Source organism: Paenibacillus vulneris (genome assembly GCF_039543185.1).
Lineage (GTDB): Bacteria > Bacillota > Bacilli > Paenibacillales > NBRC-103111 > Paenibacillus_S > Paenibacillus_S vulneris.
Genome location: NZ_BAABJG010000004.1, coordinates 105,015 through 121,002 on the forward strand (window position 1 = coordinate 105,015; position 15,988 = coordinate 121,002).

The 15,988-nt window shown below is 51.0% G+C and carries 16 protein-coding genes; 9 read left to right on the forward strand and 7 right to left on the reverse strand.

The features are described 5' to 3' along the window. Positions 1-7: 7 nt before the first annotated feature. Positions 8-1,354 carry a sugar ABC transporter substrate-binding protein gene (locus ABEA66_RS04675; protein WP_345586509.1) on the reverse strand — a complete coding sequence of 449 codons (1,347 nt, stop codon included), beginning with the start codon at positions 1,352-1,354 and terminating at the stop codon, positions 8-10. Between the two features lie 253 nt (positions 1,355-1,607). Here ABEA66_RS04675 and ABEA66_RS04680 point away from each other — a divergent pair, with 253 nt between their 5' ends. From ABEA66_RS04680 to ABEA66_RS04710, 7 genes are all read left to right on the forward strand, one after another. Further along, complete coding sequence (locus tag ABEA66_RS04680; protein ID WP_256865371.1) at positions 1,608-2,021, forward strand: DoxX family protein; 414 nt, start codon at positions 1,608-1,610, stop codon at positions 2,019-2,021. A 19-nt stretch (positions 2,022-2,040) separates the two neighbouring features. Then, entirely contained in the window at positions 2,041-2,817 is a 777-nt protein-coding gene (locus tag ABEA66_RS04685) for a DODA-type extradiol aromatic ring-opening family dioxygenase (RefSeq protein WP_079911169.1), read from the forward strand. A gap of 115 nt (positions 2,818-2,932) precedes the next feature. Next, positions 2,933-3,097, forward strand: a complete 165-nt coding sequence (locus tag ABEA66_RS04690; RefSeq protein WP_179136035.1) for a hypothetical protein — start codon at positions 2,933-2,935, stop codon at positions 3,095-3,097. Positions 3,098-3,197: 100 nt separating this feature from the next. Beyond that, complete coding sequence (locus ABEA66_RS04695) at positions 3,198-3,449, forward strand: hypothetical protein (RefSeq protein WP_079911170.1); 252 nt, start codon at positions 3,198-3,200, stop codon at positions 3,447-3,449. Between the two features lie 180 nt (positions 3,450-3,629). Further along, complete coding sequence (locus ABEA66_RS04700) at positions 3,630-3,794, forward strand: hypothetical protein (protein ID WP_345586514.1); 165 nt, start codon at positions 3,630-3,632, stop codon at positions 3,792-3,794. A gap of 91 nt (positions 3,795-3,885) precedes the next feature. Continuing rightward, positions 3,886-4,560 carry a response regulator transcription factor gene (locus tag ABEA66_RS04705; RefSeq protein ID WP_079911171.1) on the forward strand — a complete coding sequence of 225 codons (675 nt, stop codon included), beginning with the start codon at positions 3,886-3,888 and terminating at the stop codon, positions 4,558-4,560. Further along, entirely contained in the window at positions 4,557-5,978 is a 1,422-nt protein-coding gene (locus ABEA66_RS04710) for a sensor histidine kinase (RefSeq protein WP_345586519.1), read from the forward strand. The genes ABEA66_RS04705 and ABEA66_RS04710 overlap by 4 nt, the downstream gene beginning before the upstream one ends. Positions 5,979-6,015: 37 nt before the next feature. Here ABEA66_RS04710 and ABEA66_RS04715 read toward each other — a convergent pair whose 3' ends face one another. The 3 genes from ABEA66_RS04715 to ABEA66_RS04725 form a co-directional block, all read right to left on the reverse strand. Beyond that, positions 6,016-6,897 carry a carbohydrate ABC transporter permease gene (locus ABEA66_RS04715; RefSeq protein ID WP_345586521.1) on the reverse strand — a complete coding sequence of 294 codons (882 nt, stop codon included), beginning with the start codon at positions 6,895-6,897 and terminating at the stop codon, positions 6,016-6,018. Between the two features lie 21 nt (positions 6,898-6,918). Continuing rightward, on the reverse strand, positions 6,919-7,818 hold the full coding sequence (locus tag ABEA66_RS04720) for a carbohydrate ABC transporter permease (protein ID WP_345586634.1): 900 nt from the start codon (positions 7,816-7,818) through the stop codon (positions 6,919-6,921). 116 nt (positions 7,819-7,934) lie between these two features. Continuing rightward, the gene (locus ABEA66_RS04725) at positions 7,935-9,293 is read right to left on the reverse strand and encodes an ABC transporter substrate-binding protein (RefSeq protein ID WP_079911174.1); all 1,359 of its coding nucleotides are present in this window, start codon (positions 9,291-9,293) and stop codon (positions 7,935-7,937) included. A 285-nt stretch (positions 9,294-9,578) separates the two neighbouring features. Between ABEA66_RS04725 and ABEA66_RS04730 the strand changes: the two genes are divergently transcribed. Continuing rightward, positions 9,579-9,938, forward strand: coding sequence for a group I truncated hemoglobin (locus ABEA66_RS04730; RefSeq protein WP_345586523.1), 360 nt, complete (start codon positions 9,579-9,581; stop codon positions 9,936-9,938). A 75-nt stretch (positions 9,939-10,013) separates the two neighbouring features. Here the strand turns inward: ABEA66_RS04730 and murI are convergent, their stop codons facing one another. Continuing rightward, positions 10,014-10,781, reverse strand: a complete 768-nt coding sequence (gene murI / locus ABEA66_RS04735; protein ID WP_192702994.1) for a glutamate racemase — start codon at positions 10,779-10,781, stop codon at positions 10,014-10,016. A 201-nt stretch (positions 10,782-10,982) separates the two neighbouring features. On the opposite strand from murI, the gene ABEA66_RS04740 reads away from it, so the two are divergent. Then, positions 10,983-12,110: an FtsW/RodA/SpoVE family cell cycle protein gene (locus tag ABEA66_RS04740; RefSeq protein WP_225948233.1), complete on the forward strand. Its 1,128-nt coding sequence runs from the start codon at positions 10,983-10,985 to the stop codon at positions 12,108-12,110. 377 nt (positions 12,111-12,487) lie between these two features. On the opposite strand, the gene ABEA66_RS04745 is transcribed toward ABEA66_RS04740, so the two are convergent. Then, positions 12,488-14,110 carry a response regulator transcription factor gene (locus ABEA66_RS04745; RefSeq protein ID WP_079911178.1) on the reverse strand — a complete coding sequence of 541 codons (1,623 nt, stop codon included), beginning with the start codon at positions 14,108-14,110 and terminating at the stop codon, positions 12,488-12,490. Then, on the reverse strand, positions 14,073-15,875 hold the full coding sequence (locus tag ABEA66_RS04750; RefSeq protein ID WP_345586527.1) for a sensor histidine kinase: 1,803 nt from the start codon (positions 15,873-15,875) through the stop codon (positions 14,073-14,075). The genes ABEA66_RS04745 and ABEA66_RS04750 overlap by 38 nt, the downstream gene beginning before the upstream one ends. Positions 15,876-15,988: the final 113 nt, after the last annotated feature.

A 15,988-nucleotide genomic window follows, 5' to 3' on the forward strand; every position in this document is an offset into this window, starting at 1 on the left:
CTTCGTTTTATTTGTTGTTCGCCTCGAAGGCCGCTTGATGCTCCTTCCCTACTTCCTTGGGATCCTTTTTCTGGACGAACAGGTTTTGAATGCTGGTCAAGTGAGCTTGAGTTGCTCCCGGGTTCATCGTGTTGTCGAAGGCCAAATCCCCGCCCTGTACCGTTTTAAACAGTTCCAGCACATCGATAGACAGCTGCGAATAGCCCGCGGCTTTGAAATCGCCGTCTACTTTTTGCGCCAGACCGACTGCATTGTTCAATTCAAACGATACTTTCGGGAAGTTCACCATGAAATAATTCAAGAAATCCTTCGTTTCCTTCAAATGCTTGCTGTTAGCCGATACGGCGAAGCCGCTGCCCGGAGCCAGCATGTATTGATCCGGATTTCCTTTTCCGTCCACCGTCGGGAACTTGAACACGCCGACCTTGCCTTTGATCGATGAGTCGTCGATGCTTCCCGTTGCCCAGGTGCCCATATAATACATGGCGGTTTTACCGCTGCGGAACAGGTTTTCGCCTGCATTATAGTCGAACGAGGTTGCCCCTTCCTGGAAGGCGCCGGCTTGGATGAGGTCCTGAAGCTTGGAAACAGCCAGCTCAAACGCCGGATCGTTGAACGTTTTCTTCTTATCCATAACATCCTTCAGGAAATTCGGTCCGCCGTTCGTCCTTAGCACCATGTTCATAAATAAGAAGGAGCCGGTCCATGTATCTTTCTCGGGGATGGAAATCGGTGTAATCCCTTTTGCCTTTAATTTTTTGGATACGTCCACCAATTCCTCGAACGTCCTGGGAACCTCAACGCCGGCCTGAGCGAAGAGCTCCTTATTGTAGTAGACAACCCCAAGGTTATTGCCGTCCGGGAAAGCGTATACGTTATTGTTGAAGGTGTAATAATCCAGAATGCCCTTCTGGAACGTGTCCTTCAGCCCGTTCTTATCCAACACATCGTTCAAAGGCGCCAGCAGGCCGGCATCTACGAACGGCTTCATTTGCGCACTGGGATTCACCATCGTAATATCCGGAACCTCCTTGGAGGCTGCCTGGGTTTTGAGCTTCAGCTTCTGCTGGTCCGTGTTCAGAGAGTCCAGCTCGATTTTAATGTTCGGGTTTGCCGCCGTGTAATCGGCTACAATTTTATGGACTACTTTATATTTTGGGGTCGTCGGATCCGGATATATATTTTGAAAGGTGATGGTGACTGCAGACTGCTTCTCCTTATCCTTGGCGGTATCGCCGGAACCTTCCCCCTGATTCGCTTGACCCGGCGCCGGGCTGCCCCCTCCCCCGCATGCCGCAAGACTTAATACCAGCGTTCCGGTCAAAGCCAGATGGACCTTACGCATTCTCCTCATTAGTGCTCCCCCTCACATCGATTCTCCTTGCTACATGCTTATTATGGCATCCTGAAGAACCATTCAACAATGAACAAACTTAAGAGGTTAGGTTTGTTTTTTCTAGTGGAGACATTCGCGGAGGTGTCCAAATTATTAATAATATAAATATTATATTTGTATGAGAAATATTTCTTCTTGACGCTCAGCGGCAAACATGTTAATTTTTATTTAAAGTAACTTACAAATTTATAGTTAAAAGGAGAGAATGTTTGTGCCAAAAGGAAGTATTATTCATACGATCGTACGCATCCTATTCGGTGTAATGTTCATGGCTCATGGTATAGCAAAGCTGCAAATGGGGTTAAGCAATGTGGCGGGCTGGTTCAACAGCATCGGGCTGCCTGGCCAGCTGGGGTATGTGGTTGCCCTCCTCGAATTGATCGGGGGGATCCTTATCATCGTCGGCTTCGCAACCCGTTATATATCGATCGCTTATATTCTGCTGATGGCCGGCGCCATTATCAGCACCAAGCTGCCGATGGGTCTTCTCGGAGACGGCAAGGCTCCGGGCTTCGAGCTTGAGCTGGCTTATATGCTGATTGCTCTCTTCTTAAGCGTCGAACCGAAAAAAGGCTGGGGAATCGACCGCCTGTTCGGACGTTCTGCGAATGCAACCCAATCTTAATTGGAGGAGGCTTTAAACAATGGGAACATCCTTTTTTATCGGTCATGGATCGCCTATGCTGGCGATTCAGGATCTCCCTTACACCCGGGAGCTCCGCCAGTTGGGTGAGCGGCTGGGTAAGCCGGAAGCGGTTATATTGTTCTCGGCCCACTGGGTAAGCCGCCAGCAAGAGCTTGCGTCAACGGATCAAGTCTACGAAACGATTTACGATTTCGGCGGATTTCCGGATGAGCTGTTCCGGGTCGTATACCCGGCGCGCGGTTCGGTCAGCATCGCTGATGAGCTCCATGGCTTGTTCGAGGCGGCCGGCATCCCGGCAGCCCGCAACACCGTCCGCGGACTCGACCATGGATCCTGGGTCGTGCTGCGGCACATGTATCCGGAGGCCGATGTTCCGGTGATCGCCCTCTCCGTCAATCCGCTGCTGCCTCCGGAGCAGCAATATCGCATTGGGCAAGCCTTGGCGGCATTTAGCGACCAAAGAAACGTCGTCATCATCGGCAGCGGCGCGACCGTGCATAACTTCCGCGCCATGGATTTCGGTAAGCCCGAGCAAGCCGACAGTTGGGCCAAAGAATTCGACGATTGGCTCATCGGCCGCATGCAGGACTGGGATACCGCGGCCTTGTTCGATTATTTGAATCAAGGTCCTTACGCGAAGGTGGCAACGCCCGACTACGAGCATTTCCTTCCGATCTTTATCGCGATGGGTGCAGGGGATACCCGCAAGAAGGCCAAACTGCTGCATCAAAGCTATCAATACGGCTCGCTCAGCCATTTGATCGTTCAATTTTAATTTGGAAGGCGGCTGCCCCGCGGGCGGCCGTCTTTTTGCTTGTTGAAGATTGAAAAAACCGTTTGGTGGAAATAATAACAAACAGGAAAGAAACCGGTTACAGGGAGCGATGCGAATGCAGTATAACCTCACGACCAAACGTGATATGAAAGAAATTATTTTATCCGCTATTGAGCAGGAGAAATGGAATGCCGCCATCAAGCTGATCCAGACGGTCCAAGAGATGGAGCGGTGCGGCAGAGATAGCATTCTCATCGAGATTAAGCAGCATCCTTCCTGACCGCCGGTTTACAAGAGACCGTCTTAATCCGGTCCGTTCACTAGGCGAGTCACCCTGCATCCCGCCCCTTCATATTCTAACCATACGGAGGGGATTCGTAATGTCCTGGCAGCAAAGCATTCATTACTTGATAGGTAAACCGGTCGGCGTCTCTTTGACCAACGGGCAAGGGGTATCGGGGATTTTGTGCAGCGTCAGCGGCGGGGAGATATACCTTATGGAATATTTGTACCATACGCAATTCGCAACGAAGCATTACCCCCTGAGCCAGATTCAAAATATTCTCCCTTACCCGGCCTGTTATTCGGCCCAGCCCGCTTATCCGCCGTCTCAGCAAAGGCCCTACTATTAAAGCACGGTCTTCATCTTTCCAGCCTCATCCATCTCGACTAAAAGGATTGCCTGCGCAATAAGGTAATCCTTTTTGCTTTGGGAACATATCCTCTTGGTCATCCAATACATTCCGTTTATATTCCGTTTAAAAAAGTTTCGTATTCTGTTCTTAGCAAAAAACAAAGGAGCGGATACGTGAATGGCGACTGCAAAACCAAGCCTGGAGCTGACTTTGACCGACTGGCTGCTTGGGCTGTTGCTGGCTGCTCTTGACCCTGCGGTGTCAACGGCAAGGCCGGCCATGATGAAAGATCCGGGTGAGGCAGGCCCGAAAGAGGCCCTCTCCTCTCCCGAGCTCGCATAAACCGAGGAACTGATATATGATATTGCCAAGATTATTCCTTATCCCGTTCGAACCGTTGGCGGTTATTGCACAAAGGAGGCAGGCTGGGAAGATGGCCAAATTAATGATTGTCGATGACGATTCGCATATCCGCGAGCTGGTGCGGGTGTTTCTAAGCGGAGAGGGATTCGAGGTGATAGAAGCCTCGGACGGCGTAGAAGCGCTTGCCTTACTGGAGTCCGTTACTGTCGATATGGTGATTCTGGATATCATGATGCCGAACATGGACGGCTGGGAGCTGTGCCGCGAGCTAAGAGAGCATTACGAGCTCCCCCTTCTTATGCTCACGGCCAAAGGCGAAACGGCCCAGAAGGTCAAAGGATTCGAGCTCGGCACAGACGATTATTTGGTAAAGCCGTTCGATCCGCTGGAGCTGGTCGTCCGGGTGAAGGCGCTGCTCAAGCGATACCGCATCGCCTCCTCTCAGACCATCCAATTCGGCAAGCTGTCGATGAACCGCAAGACGTACGAGCTTATTGCAGACGGCGAGAGCATGACGCTGCCGTTAAAGGAATTTGAGCTGCTGTTCAAACTGGGCAGCTATCCGGGCAAAACCTTCTCTCGCGAACAGCTTATCGAGCAGCTGTGGGGTTATGATTTTGAAGGCAATGAACGGACCGTGGACGTCCATATCAATCGGCTTCGCGAGAGGTTTCCGGAGGACCAATACGGCTTCAAGATCCATACGATCCGCGGGCTCGGCTATCGGCTGGAGGATCTATCATGAAACCGCGAAAAAAATTCGTCCTAAGCGTGGCTTTCGGCATGACACTCTTCCTCACCGTGTCCATAGCGCTGTGGACGATAGCTTCGCTGTTGACCGCTTATTATTATGATTGGCGCGGCAAGGAAGCCATATGGGACGAGATGCTGGGCAACGGGAGGACGATAGCCCTTCTCGCCGACAGCCATGCCGGCAATTGGGACGGCTTGATGGAAGAGCTCGCGATCCTCAAGCAGGAGCGGCTCGTTCTCGTCGATGATTCGGGCCGCAAGCTGGAGTTCGGCGGAGCGCCGGCCGTTATGTTCGCCTCGTCCCTCGATCGGACCGAGATCGACCGGGTGCTGTCCGGCACCGAGATGAAGTATATGGAGCGCAAGAACATATTCCGGCCGGGTCTGGCTATCACCGGCCAACCCATCTCGATTGCAGGCCGTTCCTATGCCCTCTTTATCCAGGCGGATACGGAAAGCTTGTTTCATGATTACGGCAAGCAGCTCGTCACGGTCATCGTCGACTTGCTTCTGTTTCTCCTGCTTGCTTTGCTCGCATCCCCGAAGCGAAAGCAGCAGATGCTTTCTTTGAAACGAATGATCGATGCCATCCGGAAAATAGCCAAAGGGGACTTCAACGTCACCTTCGATACGCGCAAGGACCATGGCCCATGGGGAGAGCTGGCGGAAAACCTGAACCACATGGCGGTCGAATTGAACCAGATCGAGCAGATGCGGCAGGAGTTTATCTCGAACGTCTCGCACGAGATTCAATCTCCACTGACATCCATTACCGGCTTCGCCCGCGCCCTTCATAACGAGCAGCTGAGTGCCGACGAGCGGAGGCATTATCTTGAGATCATCGAGACCGAAAGCACCCGTCTGTCCAAGCTGAGCGATAATCTGCTCAAGCTGACCTCGCTCGAGTCGCGGCACCACCCATTCGAGCCCAAGCCTTACCGGCTGGACAAACAGCTTCGCAGGCTCGTGCTTGCATGCGAGCCTCAATGGGTTAACAAGAACCTGGATATGGATGTATCTCTAGATGAGGTTGTTGTGGAAGCAGATGAAGATATGATGAGTCAGGTATGGGTGAATCTGATTAACAACAGCATCAAATTCACCCCGAAGGACGGCACGATCGGGATTCATTTGACCCGGCATGATGGCGATGCCGTGATTCGCATATCGGATACGGGCATTGGCATTTCCCCGGAGGATCAGGAGCATATTTTCGAGCGCTTCTACAAAGCCGATAAGGCACGGCAGCGGTCAGCCGGAGGCAGTGGTCTCGGGCTCTCCATCGTCAAGAACATCATCGAGCGCCACCAGGGCTCTATCCAAGTGCACAGCCGTTTGGGTGAAGGCACGGCTTTTACCGTCAAACTGCCGCTTAAGAACACCCGTGACGAAAAAAACGCTCTTTCCTAAAAAGCTTGGAAAGAGCGTTTTTGCTGCAAGCATGGCTTTATCCTTTTAAGGAGCCTGCGGACATTTGCATAAACGATTTGTTCGCCAAGGTGTAGACGACCAGAATTGGCAGGATGGACAAGCAGGCACCGGCCAGCATCAGGTTGAGCTGAGCGGCATCGCCTGTGCCGTAGCGCAGATTTGCAAGACCTACGGTCAACGGCTGCAGCTTCGGCGAGCTCATTGTGAAGACAAGCGGCAGGATATATTCGTTCCAGCCGTGACGGAAGGCAAACAGTGCCGATACACCAAGACCTGGAGCCACGAGCGGCAGAACGATCCGCCAGTAGATGCGGAAGTAACCGCAGCCGTCCAGCATCGCCGCTTCATCCAATTCCTTCGGAATCCCTTGGAAGAACCCGAGCAGAATGAAGAAGGTCGAAGCATGGGCCGCAATAAGGATAATAACGACGCCCCACAGCGTTTTATTCAAGCCGAGAGAAACCATGATATCATATTGCGGACGAAGTACGACCGCACCGATCGAGATAAACATCGTAGCGGATTGAATGAACACGAACAGCTTTTTCCCCGGAAAAGGAAGCCGGTTCGCCGCGAAGGCCGCCATGGAAGCGACGATCAGCGTACCGATGGTGGACACAATACTGATAAACAAGCTGTTCCACGTAAAGGTGCTGAAATTCCCCTTTTTCCACGCAGTCAAGTAGTTGCTGAACTCCCATGTCTTAGGGAAGAACGTATCGCCTAAGTTAATTTCGATATTCGTTTTAAACGAGTTGATAATCGCCATAATAACTGGAAACACAGTAACGATAAGGACAATTAGCAAAAATGCCCAAAGGATGATTTGGCTTGTATATTTGCTGGCCTTGGACCGGCTTTTTTGCCCCGCATGTACGGTTGCAGGCGCGTTATTCATAGTCTTCGCTCCCTTCCCCTATTAATAAACCTTGTTAAGACGTTTGGAAATGTAGAAGTAGGCCGCCGTAATCAGACCGACGATCAAGGCCGTAACGAAACCTACCGCAGAACCGTATCCGAATTGCGGCTGTACGCCGGAGCCTGTCGATACCGGGAAGAACAGCTTGTAGACATACAGGAACATAACCTCCGTCTTTCCGACCGGACCGCCCTCGGTAAGTACCATGATGCTCTCATAGCCCTTCAGCGAGTTGATGATCGCGTACATAATAATAATTTGCAGTACAGGTCCGAGCATGGGAATCGTAATGTACCAGAATTTTTGAGCCTCGTTGGCTCCGTCCAGAGAAGCACTTTCGTATACATCGTTAGGAATGCTTTGCAGGCCCGCGATGAACAGGAGCATATAGTTCCCGAAGGCTCCCCAAGCCGCGATCAGAATCACCGTAAGCATCGCATGCTTCTGTCCGAGCCAGTCAATAGGCTGCGAGATGATGTGAAGATTCAGCAGCATTTTATTCAAAATGCCGTTGTAGGAGTTAAATACGATGAAGAAGACAACCGCCATAACCGCGGAGCTGATAACCGTCGGCATAAAATAGACCGCCCGCAAAAACTGGCGACCCCGGATCGCCCGGTTTAAGATAACAGCAAGAATCAAGGACAACGGCAGCGTGATGAGCAGCTTGCCTCCCGCATAAATAAAGGTGTTCCACACCGAATCCCAATACAATTGGTCGTGCATCAGCTGCTTGAAATTATCGAGTCCGATAAACACTTCTTTCCCGTACCCCTTATAGTCGTAAAACATATACCGGATAGCCCAGCCGATCGGATATACGGAGAAAATAAGCGTAAGGAGCAGACTCGGGAGTACGAATACGGCAGATATCCCTAACAGCCTGGATTTTTTGGTCATCATGTTCCCTCCTGAGAGTTTCGTCGGAGACGAAACTTACTTCGTAAGCATTGACTTTGGCAAAAAGAAGGGGACCCATCAAGATAAGGTCCCGCCTCTCAACAAACCAGCCTGATTTACTTCAATTTCATCGGATCGAAGTTCGGATCCGGATTCACTTTCACGTCGCCGGCTTTCACCGCTTTATCCAGGGCATCGTTGTAACGCTTGCTCAGGTCGGCAATAATGCCGTCCAGGTCGCCGCTGCCGTCCAAGATGTATTTCCAGAACGCATCCGCATATTTCAAGCCTTGCAGCGAGCTGTCCACGTTCGGTTTGATAGGCCAGATGGCATCGGATTTGTTAGGAACGAAATCTTTATATCCATAGATATCCGGAGTTTTCATTTTTTCCGCAACGGATTGAAGGACTGGCATCCCAAGACCTGTTTCTGCATATTTCACCAGGTTCTCTTCGCTGTACATGTAGTTCACGAACTTCCATGCCGCTTCTTTATTCTTGGAGCTGTTGCTGATAGCGAGCCATTGAGCTCCGTTCATCCCGTTAAGACCTTTGATGGTACCGTCAATGGATGGTACCGGTGCTGCAGCCCATTTGATTTTGGTAGGGAATTGAGTCTGGTACACGCCGATTTCCGCAGAGTAGGACAAGTACATCCCGATTTTACCTGCGGCAAATTGCGCGCGCAGCGGGTCGATATCCATCGATTCCACGCCTGGCAGCATGCTTCCGTCATCCTTCATTTTCTTGAATGCGGAGATTACCTCTTTATAGCCTGCAAAATCGTATTTGCCTGTTTTGAAGTTGTAGCCGTCTACGCCGTAGCCGCTAACTTGGAGAATGTTACGTACGGAACGCTCCATAGCGCTTGTAGGGTTTTTGAAGTTCTCGGCAAAGCCGTAGATGCCATCCTTTTTACCCATGTCCGTAATTTTCTTGGCCGCATCCACCATTTCCTGAAGCGTTTTCGGCGGGTTCGCGATGCCGGCCTTTTCGAACAGCTCTTGGTTATACACGAGACGAATCGTTGTTCCGTAGTTAGGCAGCGTGTAGATTTTGCCGTCATACATGTTGGCGCTGTCACGAAGCGTGCCTTCAAAACGTTTTTTCATATCATCCTTCATGAACGAATCGAGCGGTTCGAAGTATTGCTTGCGAGCCATGTTCACGAAATCAAATTTGGCATTCAGAATATCAGGAGCTTGTCCGCTGGCATAAGCCAGATCGACGGATTGAACGTAGTTCTCCGACATCACGCTCATTTCCACTTCGATATCCGGGTTATCCGTATTGAACTTTTCTACAAGACCTTTAATATAATCCGCATCATGACGGTCTGCTGTCCAGAATGTCAGTTTCGTTTTGCCGCCGCTGCTGGCTCCTCCGCCATTAGCGCCGTCCTCCTTGTTTCCGCAAGCCGCTGCCGTAAAGGCTAATGACAAGCAAAGCAAGGCTGCCATTGATTTTTTTACCATGGTGTAACCCTCCTGTTCAAATCATAGGTTTCTCTTATGAATATAGGATATGCGATTTTTGTCGAAAATGGAGTGCGGTGAAACGATGACAAAGGGATAAAATCCGACGATGGTCCTACATCGGTATGTCCTCCCTACGGTGCTGCCTTTAGAATAGCGCGTTAGAAAGAGTCGATCCGCCGATCATGATAAATTGGCTGAGGCCAGGTTATCCTATAGATAAGCCAGTCCTAATAATGCTAGAATTGGTAAGTACATAATGAATAACCGGGGAGGTACTGCCAGGTGACAACCACACTTTATGAACAATTAGGCGGAGAAGACGCGATTTCCAAGGTCGTAGACGAATTTTACAACCGAATTTTGGCCGATGACTCGATAAACTCCTTCTTCACCAAAACCGATATGGAAAAGCAGCGGAGGCACCAGGCGAAGTTTATCAGCTTTGCGTTGGGCGGTCCGAATCAATACTCCGGCAAGTCTATGGAAAAAGCCCATGAAGGAATGAACCTTCAGCCGGAGCACTTCAATGCCGTGGTCGGCCATCTTCATGATGCGCTTGCCCATTTTGGCGTCGGCGAGGAAAAAATCGATGAAGTATTGACCCATGTAGCCACGCTTAAGGACAGTATTCTTTATAAGTAGCCGCATGCCAAAAAGCAAAGCCCTTAGCCTTCCCCACACAGGGAAAAGACTAAGGGCTTCTCATTTGATTCCCGTTTACAGCATTTCCAGCAGCCGATGATATTGGGACAATAAGACCCCGTCCTCAACCTTTACACCGGAAGTATAAAAGGTGACCTGACCTGTTCCATCCCCGGTTTGGCCGCTTGCTTCCAGCACCCTTTTCAAATGCTTCACCGTACCGACGCTCCCGTCCATCAGCACCACATCATCAGGAAACAGCTTCCTGATGGCTGCTTTAAAGAAAGGGAAATGCGTACAGCCCAGAACGACCGTACCGTACTGCTTCAGGTCAAACGGAGTGAGCTGATCCTCCAGATAACGGATGACGTCATCCTCCTGAAATTGATATCTCTCGGCAAACTGGACCAGATTCGGCAGCGGCAGCTTGTCGACAATGGCATGGCTGTCAATCCGGTCCACCAGGTCATGGAACTTCTTCTCCTTGAGCGTTAGCGAGGTCGCCAGCACCAGTACCCTCTTGCCCATAGCTTCGCTAGCTTGCACAGCCGGCTTGACTGCAGGCTCGATGCCAAGCACAGGAAACGCATACTTCGCTCTTAAGTCCTCCACCGCTACGCTGGTTGCCGTATTGCAGGCGATCACAACCGCCTTCACTCCTTGCCGGGCAATAAAATCTACCGCTTCGAATATATATCGTTTGACTTCTTCCTTCGGCTTCTCGCCATATGGAACGTTCTGTGTATCCGCGTAATAAATATAATCTTCATTAGGCAGCTGCTTCAACGCCTGGTGAAGTACCGTGACTCCACCGATACCTGAGTCAAAAATGCCGATTTTCAAGACATTCACTCTTTTCTGTCACAAGTTCTTATTCTATGGTTTCGGCTTCGAACAGCCTTTTCCTTCAGCCCGCGGGCTACCCGCGTAAAAATGTATAATCGCTTCATAATATGTTACACTGAATAAACCGTCCTTACTAATTTATCCGTTTCAGGAGATCGCTGGTTACCAGCACGCAGCAAAAGGAGATTTGCAACAGCCATGATTCGTAATATCAAAAAACTGGACTATCACATACTCATTCTTCTTTTCTTGTTCATGATCATCAGCACCCTGCTCATTAAGAGCGCCACCACGTATGATGAACAGTATCATAATCTTTATATCAAAAATATGATCAATTACGCCATAGGCTTCGTGGTGCTCATCGTGACCGCGCTGTGGGATTACCGCTTGGTCGTCAAGATGTCGTACTACATCTATGGCATTGCCTTGCTCCTGCTGGTTGCCGTCTATAAGCTGGGCAGCAAAATTAACGGAGCTACAGGCTGGTTCGAGCTGCCGTTCGGGTTTAACTTTCAGCCGGCTGAGCTGATGAAAATCGTACTGATCCTATCTATTGTAAAGCTGCTTGAGAAAAAAAACTACGACCCTCTGCAAATCACCCGCGATGTCGTTCCTATGGCTTTGATGACTCTAATTCCCTTCATTCTGGTACTGAAGCAGCCGGATCTCGGAAATGCCGTCATTTATTTGGTTATTCTTTTCGCCATGCTGTGGATGGGGAATATGAAATACAGGCACATGCTTCTCCTGATTCTTCTCATCGCGGCTTCTCTGATTGCGTTTGTCTACAGCTATATTCATTATCATGATTCGATAGAGCGGTATTTGCTGGACAAGAAGCTCGGTCACTGGTCGGAAAGGATCGACACGTATTTAATGCCGGATCAAGCCTCGGACGATGCAGCCTATCATGTCAAAAAAACGATTACCGCCATCGGCTCGGGCCAACTGAGCGGAGAAGGCTTCATGCAGGGCAGCTCCAAGAACCGCGGACGCATCCCGTTCGCGTACTCCGATTCCATCTTCGCCGTCATCGGAGAGGAATTCGGCTTTATCGGCTGCTCGGCACTCATTGCCCTCTATCTGATCCTGATCAGCAGGCTGCTGTTCATGAACACCGGCTCTGCTTATATAGCGGGAATTATGGCGGTAGGCGTGTCCGCCGTCCTCCTGTTTCAAATCTTCGAGAACATCGGGATGCTCATGGGCCTGATGCCGTTGACGGGGATAACGCTGCCCTTCATCAGCTACGGAGGCACCTCGATAATTATCAATATGTTCTCTATCGGTCTTATCCTTAGTGCTCAGATTCATCGAGATTGAGGCGCAGCCCTCTAATTAATGTAGAAGGCTGCGACGGTTGGGAAGCCTGAAATCCAAAAAATCGCTCCGGTACCCAGCGGGGTATCCCCCTCCGGCCGCTGTTGTTCTCGGGAAATATTGATTACATTAGATTATAGCGGATATTTCCCGAGAACAAAGGCGGACGCTATCGCTCCTCCAGGGGACACCCCGCCTATCACCTTTCGCGATTTGTATGCGCAGGCATCACAACAATCCACGCCCTCTAAATCTTCTAGAGGGCTTTTTGGGAGATAGGAAAGCGCCAGCTTATCGGAGCACGGCGCGTACCTATCGATGTGCATCCTCCGATGAACGGGGGCTGCGCAATTCGCCCAAAGCATCGGCACACGTTTGCCTCAAGTTTCTGCAAGCCCTGCGCTCTGACGAAATTCCGAAGGCGTCATCCCCGTCACTTTCTTGAACACGTCGCTGAAGTAGCGACGCTCTTCGTATCCCAGCGCGGAAGCCACCTCCTGGATCTGCTTGTTCTGAAGCAGCATCTCCTTCGCCTTGTCCATCCGCGTAGCGGTGACGTATTGGCTGAAGCTCATCCCAGTCACCTTCTTGAACAGATTGGCGAAATAGCTCCCGCTCAAATGCACCTGCGAAGCGCAATGGGCCACGGTAAGCTCTGCAGACAGGTGCTGCTTGATATAGGCTATCGCCTGCTCAATGATCAAGTGTGCCTGCGAAGCGCTGCGCTCCTCCACGATGCTGCAGCCCCGCTCGCAAATTTGCTTCAGCAGCCCGTAAATATCGTGAACGGTACGGCCGCTGCTCGCCTCCATTTCCTGCAGCAGCTCCTCCAGAGGCTCGATATCCTCATAGGAGAGCTTCTCGAGCAGCACCCGCACCAGCATGTTGGCAAATCCATGGAGCAGCAAGGCCAGATACCGCGGCTGCGGCCGCGGTTGAAAGTGAACCAGCTCCTCGTACACCTCTTCGAGTATGACGAGAGTCCGCTCCCTGTTGCCCGACAGCAGCGCAAAGGCAATGTCCTGCACCCGGTCCGCCGGATATTTGGGGAGCCGCTGCTTGTCCTCTATCACGTCGCCATAGCATACGACGCCATTGCCGCCGGTGTAGAAATGGTACGACATAGCCGTAGTCGCCTGCTGATACGACAGCGGCAGCTCATGGATTCTGCTTACCCGGCTGCCGACCCCGATGGAGACCGTGTACTTGGCGTAACGGGCGATATGATCACAGCAGCGTTCCGCCAGTGCGGACGGACTTTCCGCTTCGTATTCGTTATGGATGACTACGAACCTTCCGTCCGAATCGCGAAAGACCACGCCTTTGGTATAGGCATGGATCGTTTCCTCCAATATATTTTGCATAGTGAACCGCAGCAGCTCGATTTCGCTGACTGGCCAATCCTTGCTCAGCTCCTGGAACCGGTCGATCTCGAGCACCATGACGACGAAGTTCTCCCGGTCCAGTCCGACCTGGAGAAAATCCCATCGTTCACGAATTTTGTTCTCATGAGCTTTGTGATGAATGAGCAAATTGAAAAACTCCTGCCGCAGCACCGGCAAGCTCTCCTTCACCCGCCGCTCCATTTCCTGAATATTGGATTGCTGCCGCTTCAGTTCCAAGACCGCCAGCCGTGCCTTCTGTACCGTCTCGACGATGTCCTCCAATGAAAACGGCTTGGTCACGAAATCAAAGGCGCCAAGCCGAACGGCCTCCTGAGCATATTCAAAATCGCTGTAGCCGCTGATCAGGATGATCTTGCATTGCGGCAGCGCTTCGACAATAGCGCGCGTCATCGTCAGCCCGTCCATCTTCGGCATCCGAATATCAGTCACGATGATATCCGGCTTTTCCTGCAAAGCCAGCTTCAAGCCGTCTTCGCCGTTGAGACAGGCTCCCGCAATGGCAATGCCGTATTGCTCCCACGAGATCCCGTTAACAAGTCCGTCTACAACGTCCTTGATATCATCTATAACGATCATTCTGATCATCGTCGAATCCATCGTCTGCCCCTCCTCTGTCCCAAGGTATCCTCAAGGTTACGATCGTTCCCAAGCCCGGCGTGCTGTGAATCGTCATGCTCGCTTCGTCCTCATAATACAGCTTGAGACGCTCGACAATGTTATGAAGCGCGTAGCTGTCCGACGATTCGGCGGCCTGTCGTATCGCGCGCAGCTGCTCCTCGTCCATGCCGTGGCCGTTATCTTCGATTGTGAATATCAGGTGATCTTCCACTGGCTCCAGCCTCACTATAATGAGGCCCCCGGTCTGCTTGTCCTTGAAGCCATGAAGGATCGAATTTTCGACCAGCGGCTGAAGCAGCACCTTCAATATCGAATGCTGTTGAATGTCCTCGTCCTGCGGAGCTTCGATCCGATATTCAAACAAATTCTCGTAGCATCTCTGCTGAAGCGACAAATATTGCTCCACGTGCAACAATTCTTTCTTGATTGTTGTCAGTTCTTTGCCGTTATTCAAACCCAGCTGGAACATCCGTGACAACGACATGACCATCCGGCCGACCTCATCCGATTTTTTCAGCTGTGTCTTCCAATAAATGGTGTTCAATGTGTTGTATAGAAAATGCGGGTCAATCTGCGCCTGCAGCGCCTTGATTTCCGCCTTGTGCTTGTCCTTTTCCACCCGGTGGTTCGCCTCAATTAATTGTGCGATCTGCTCCAGCATCCGGTTGAACTGCTTGCCTACCTGGGCCACCTCATCATTACCGCCGCTTTCGAAGCGTACGCCCAAGTCGTTATCCCCCGCGCGCCGCATCAGCTTTTGAAGCTTGGTCAGCGGATTCGCCAGCAGCGTACTTAAGGCGTTGGACACAAGAAAGCCTATGATAATGCAGACAATCATGACGAGCAAGGTTGCCCATTTGATGCCGTTCGCCTGGCTCATCAGCTCATCGGTCGGTTTGACGCTGATGTAGGTCCACTTGTTGTCGACGGTGGATTTGACGAAGTTCACCAAGTACGTCTCGCCTTGAAAGGCATAATTAAAAGCGCCCTGCGCCTTGGACCCGATTCGCTCCCGGAACTCCGGCTCTTTGAGCATATCCCCGTACAGATACGGCTTTTGCATGAATACCGGCGTACCATCTTCCTTCATGATCGTAACGCCTTCACGCCATTCGTTAATATTATCGGTTAAAAAATGAAGCAGTCCTTCCTCCCTCAAATTCACAATAATATAGGATTCAGGGACCACAAAGCTTGAAATCGCGTTAATGACCAGTGATAAAACCGGAACCTCCCCGGCGAAAAAGGGATCTTTATGCCCCTCAATCCATATCGCATGCCGTTCTTCCCGGATTCTGTCGTACATAGGCGTATCAACAAAATGGTTCTGGGCTTGTCTAGGCGCATCCGCAGGGTAAAAATCGCCTATCGGCGTCGTAAGCAGCACCGATTGCAGCAGCCGCTCATTCAGCTTCAGCTGCATAAACGGCGTTTGCAAAGCCGCATAATGAGCAAAATAGTTCGAGTTATTTCCCGTAACGACATCTTTCATCGCCTGCTCGTAGGAGCTGCTGATCACCAGCGTCATTAGGGACAGAGCAACATGGTTCAGCTTCTCATCGAACGCCTGGGAGGATTTATTCAATGCATCCTGACTCAGCTTCAGGGCGTTGTCCTGCACAACCTTCGCAGAAATTTGGTAAGTGGTCCATCCAACGGTCAGCACGGATAAAATAATCATCAAGGCAAAGGCGATACGAAGCCGGTGCTTGAACGGGTATTTGTGCAAATAATGACGAATCAAATCCAGTTCGTTCCCTTCCTGCAGTCACTCCGGCCTTCTTTCATCAGGCCTGGTTTATGCTATAAATCATACCACGCTCGTGTCGGATTGCAAAAACAAGCCTGACGCAGCCT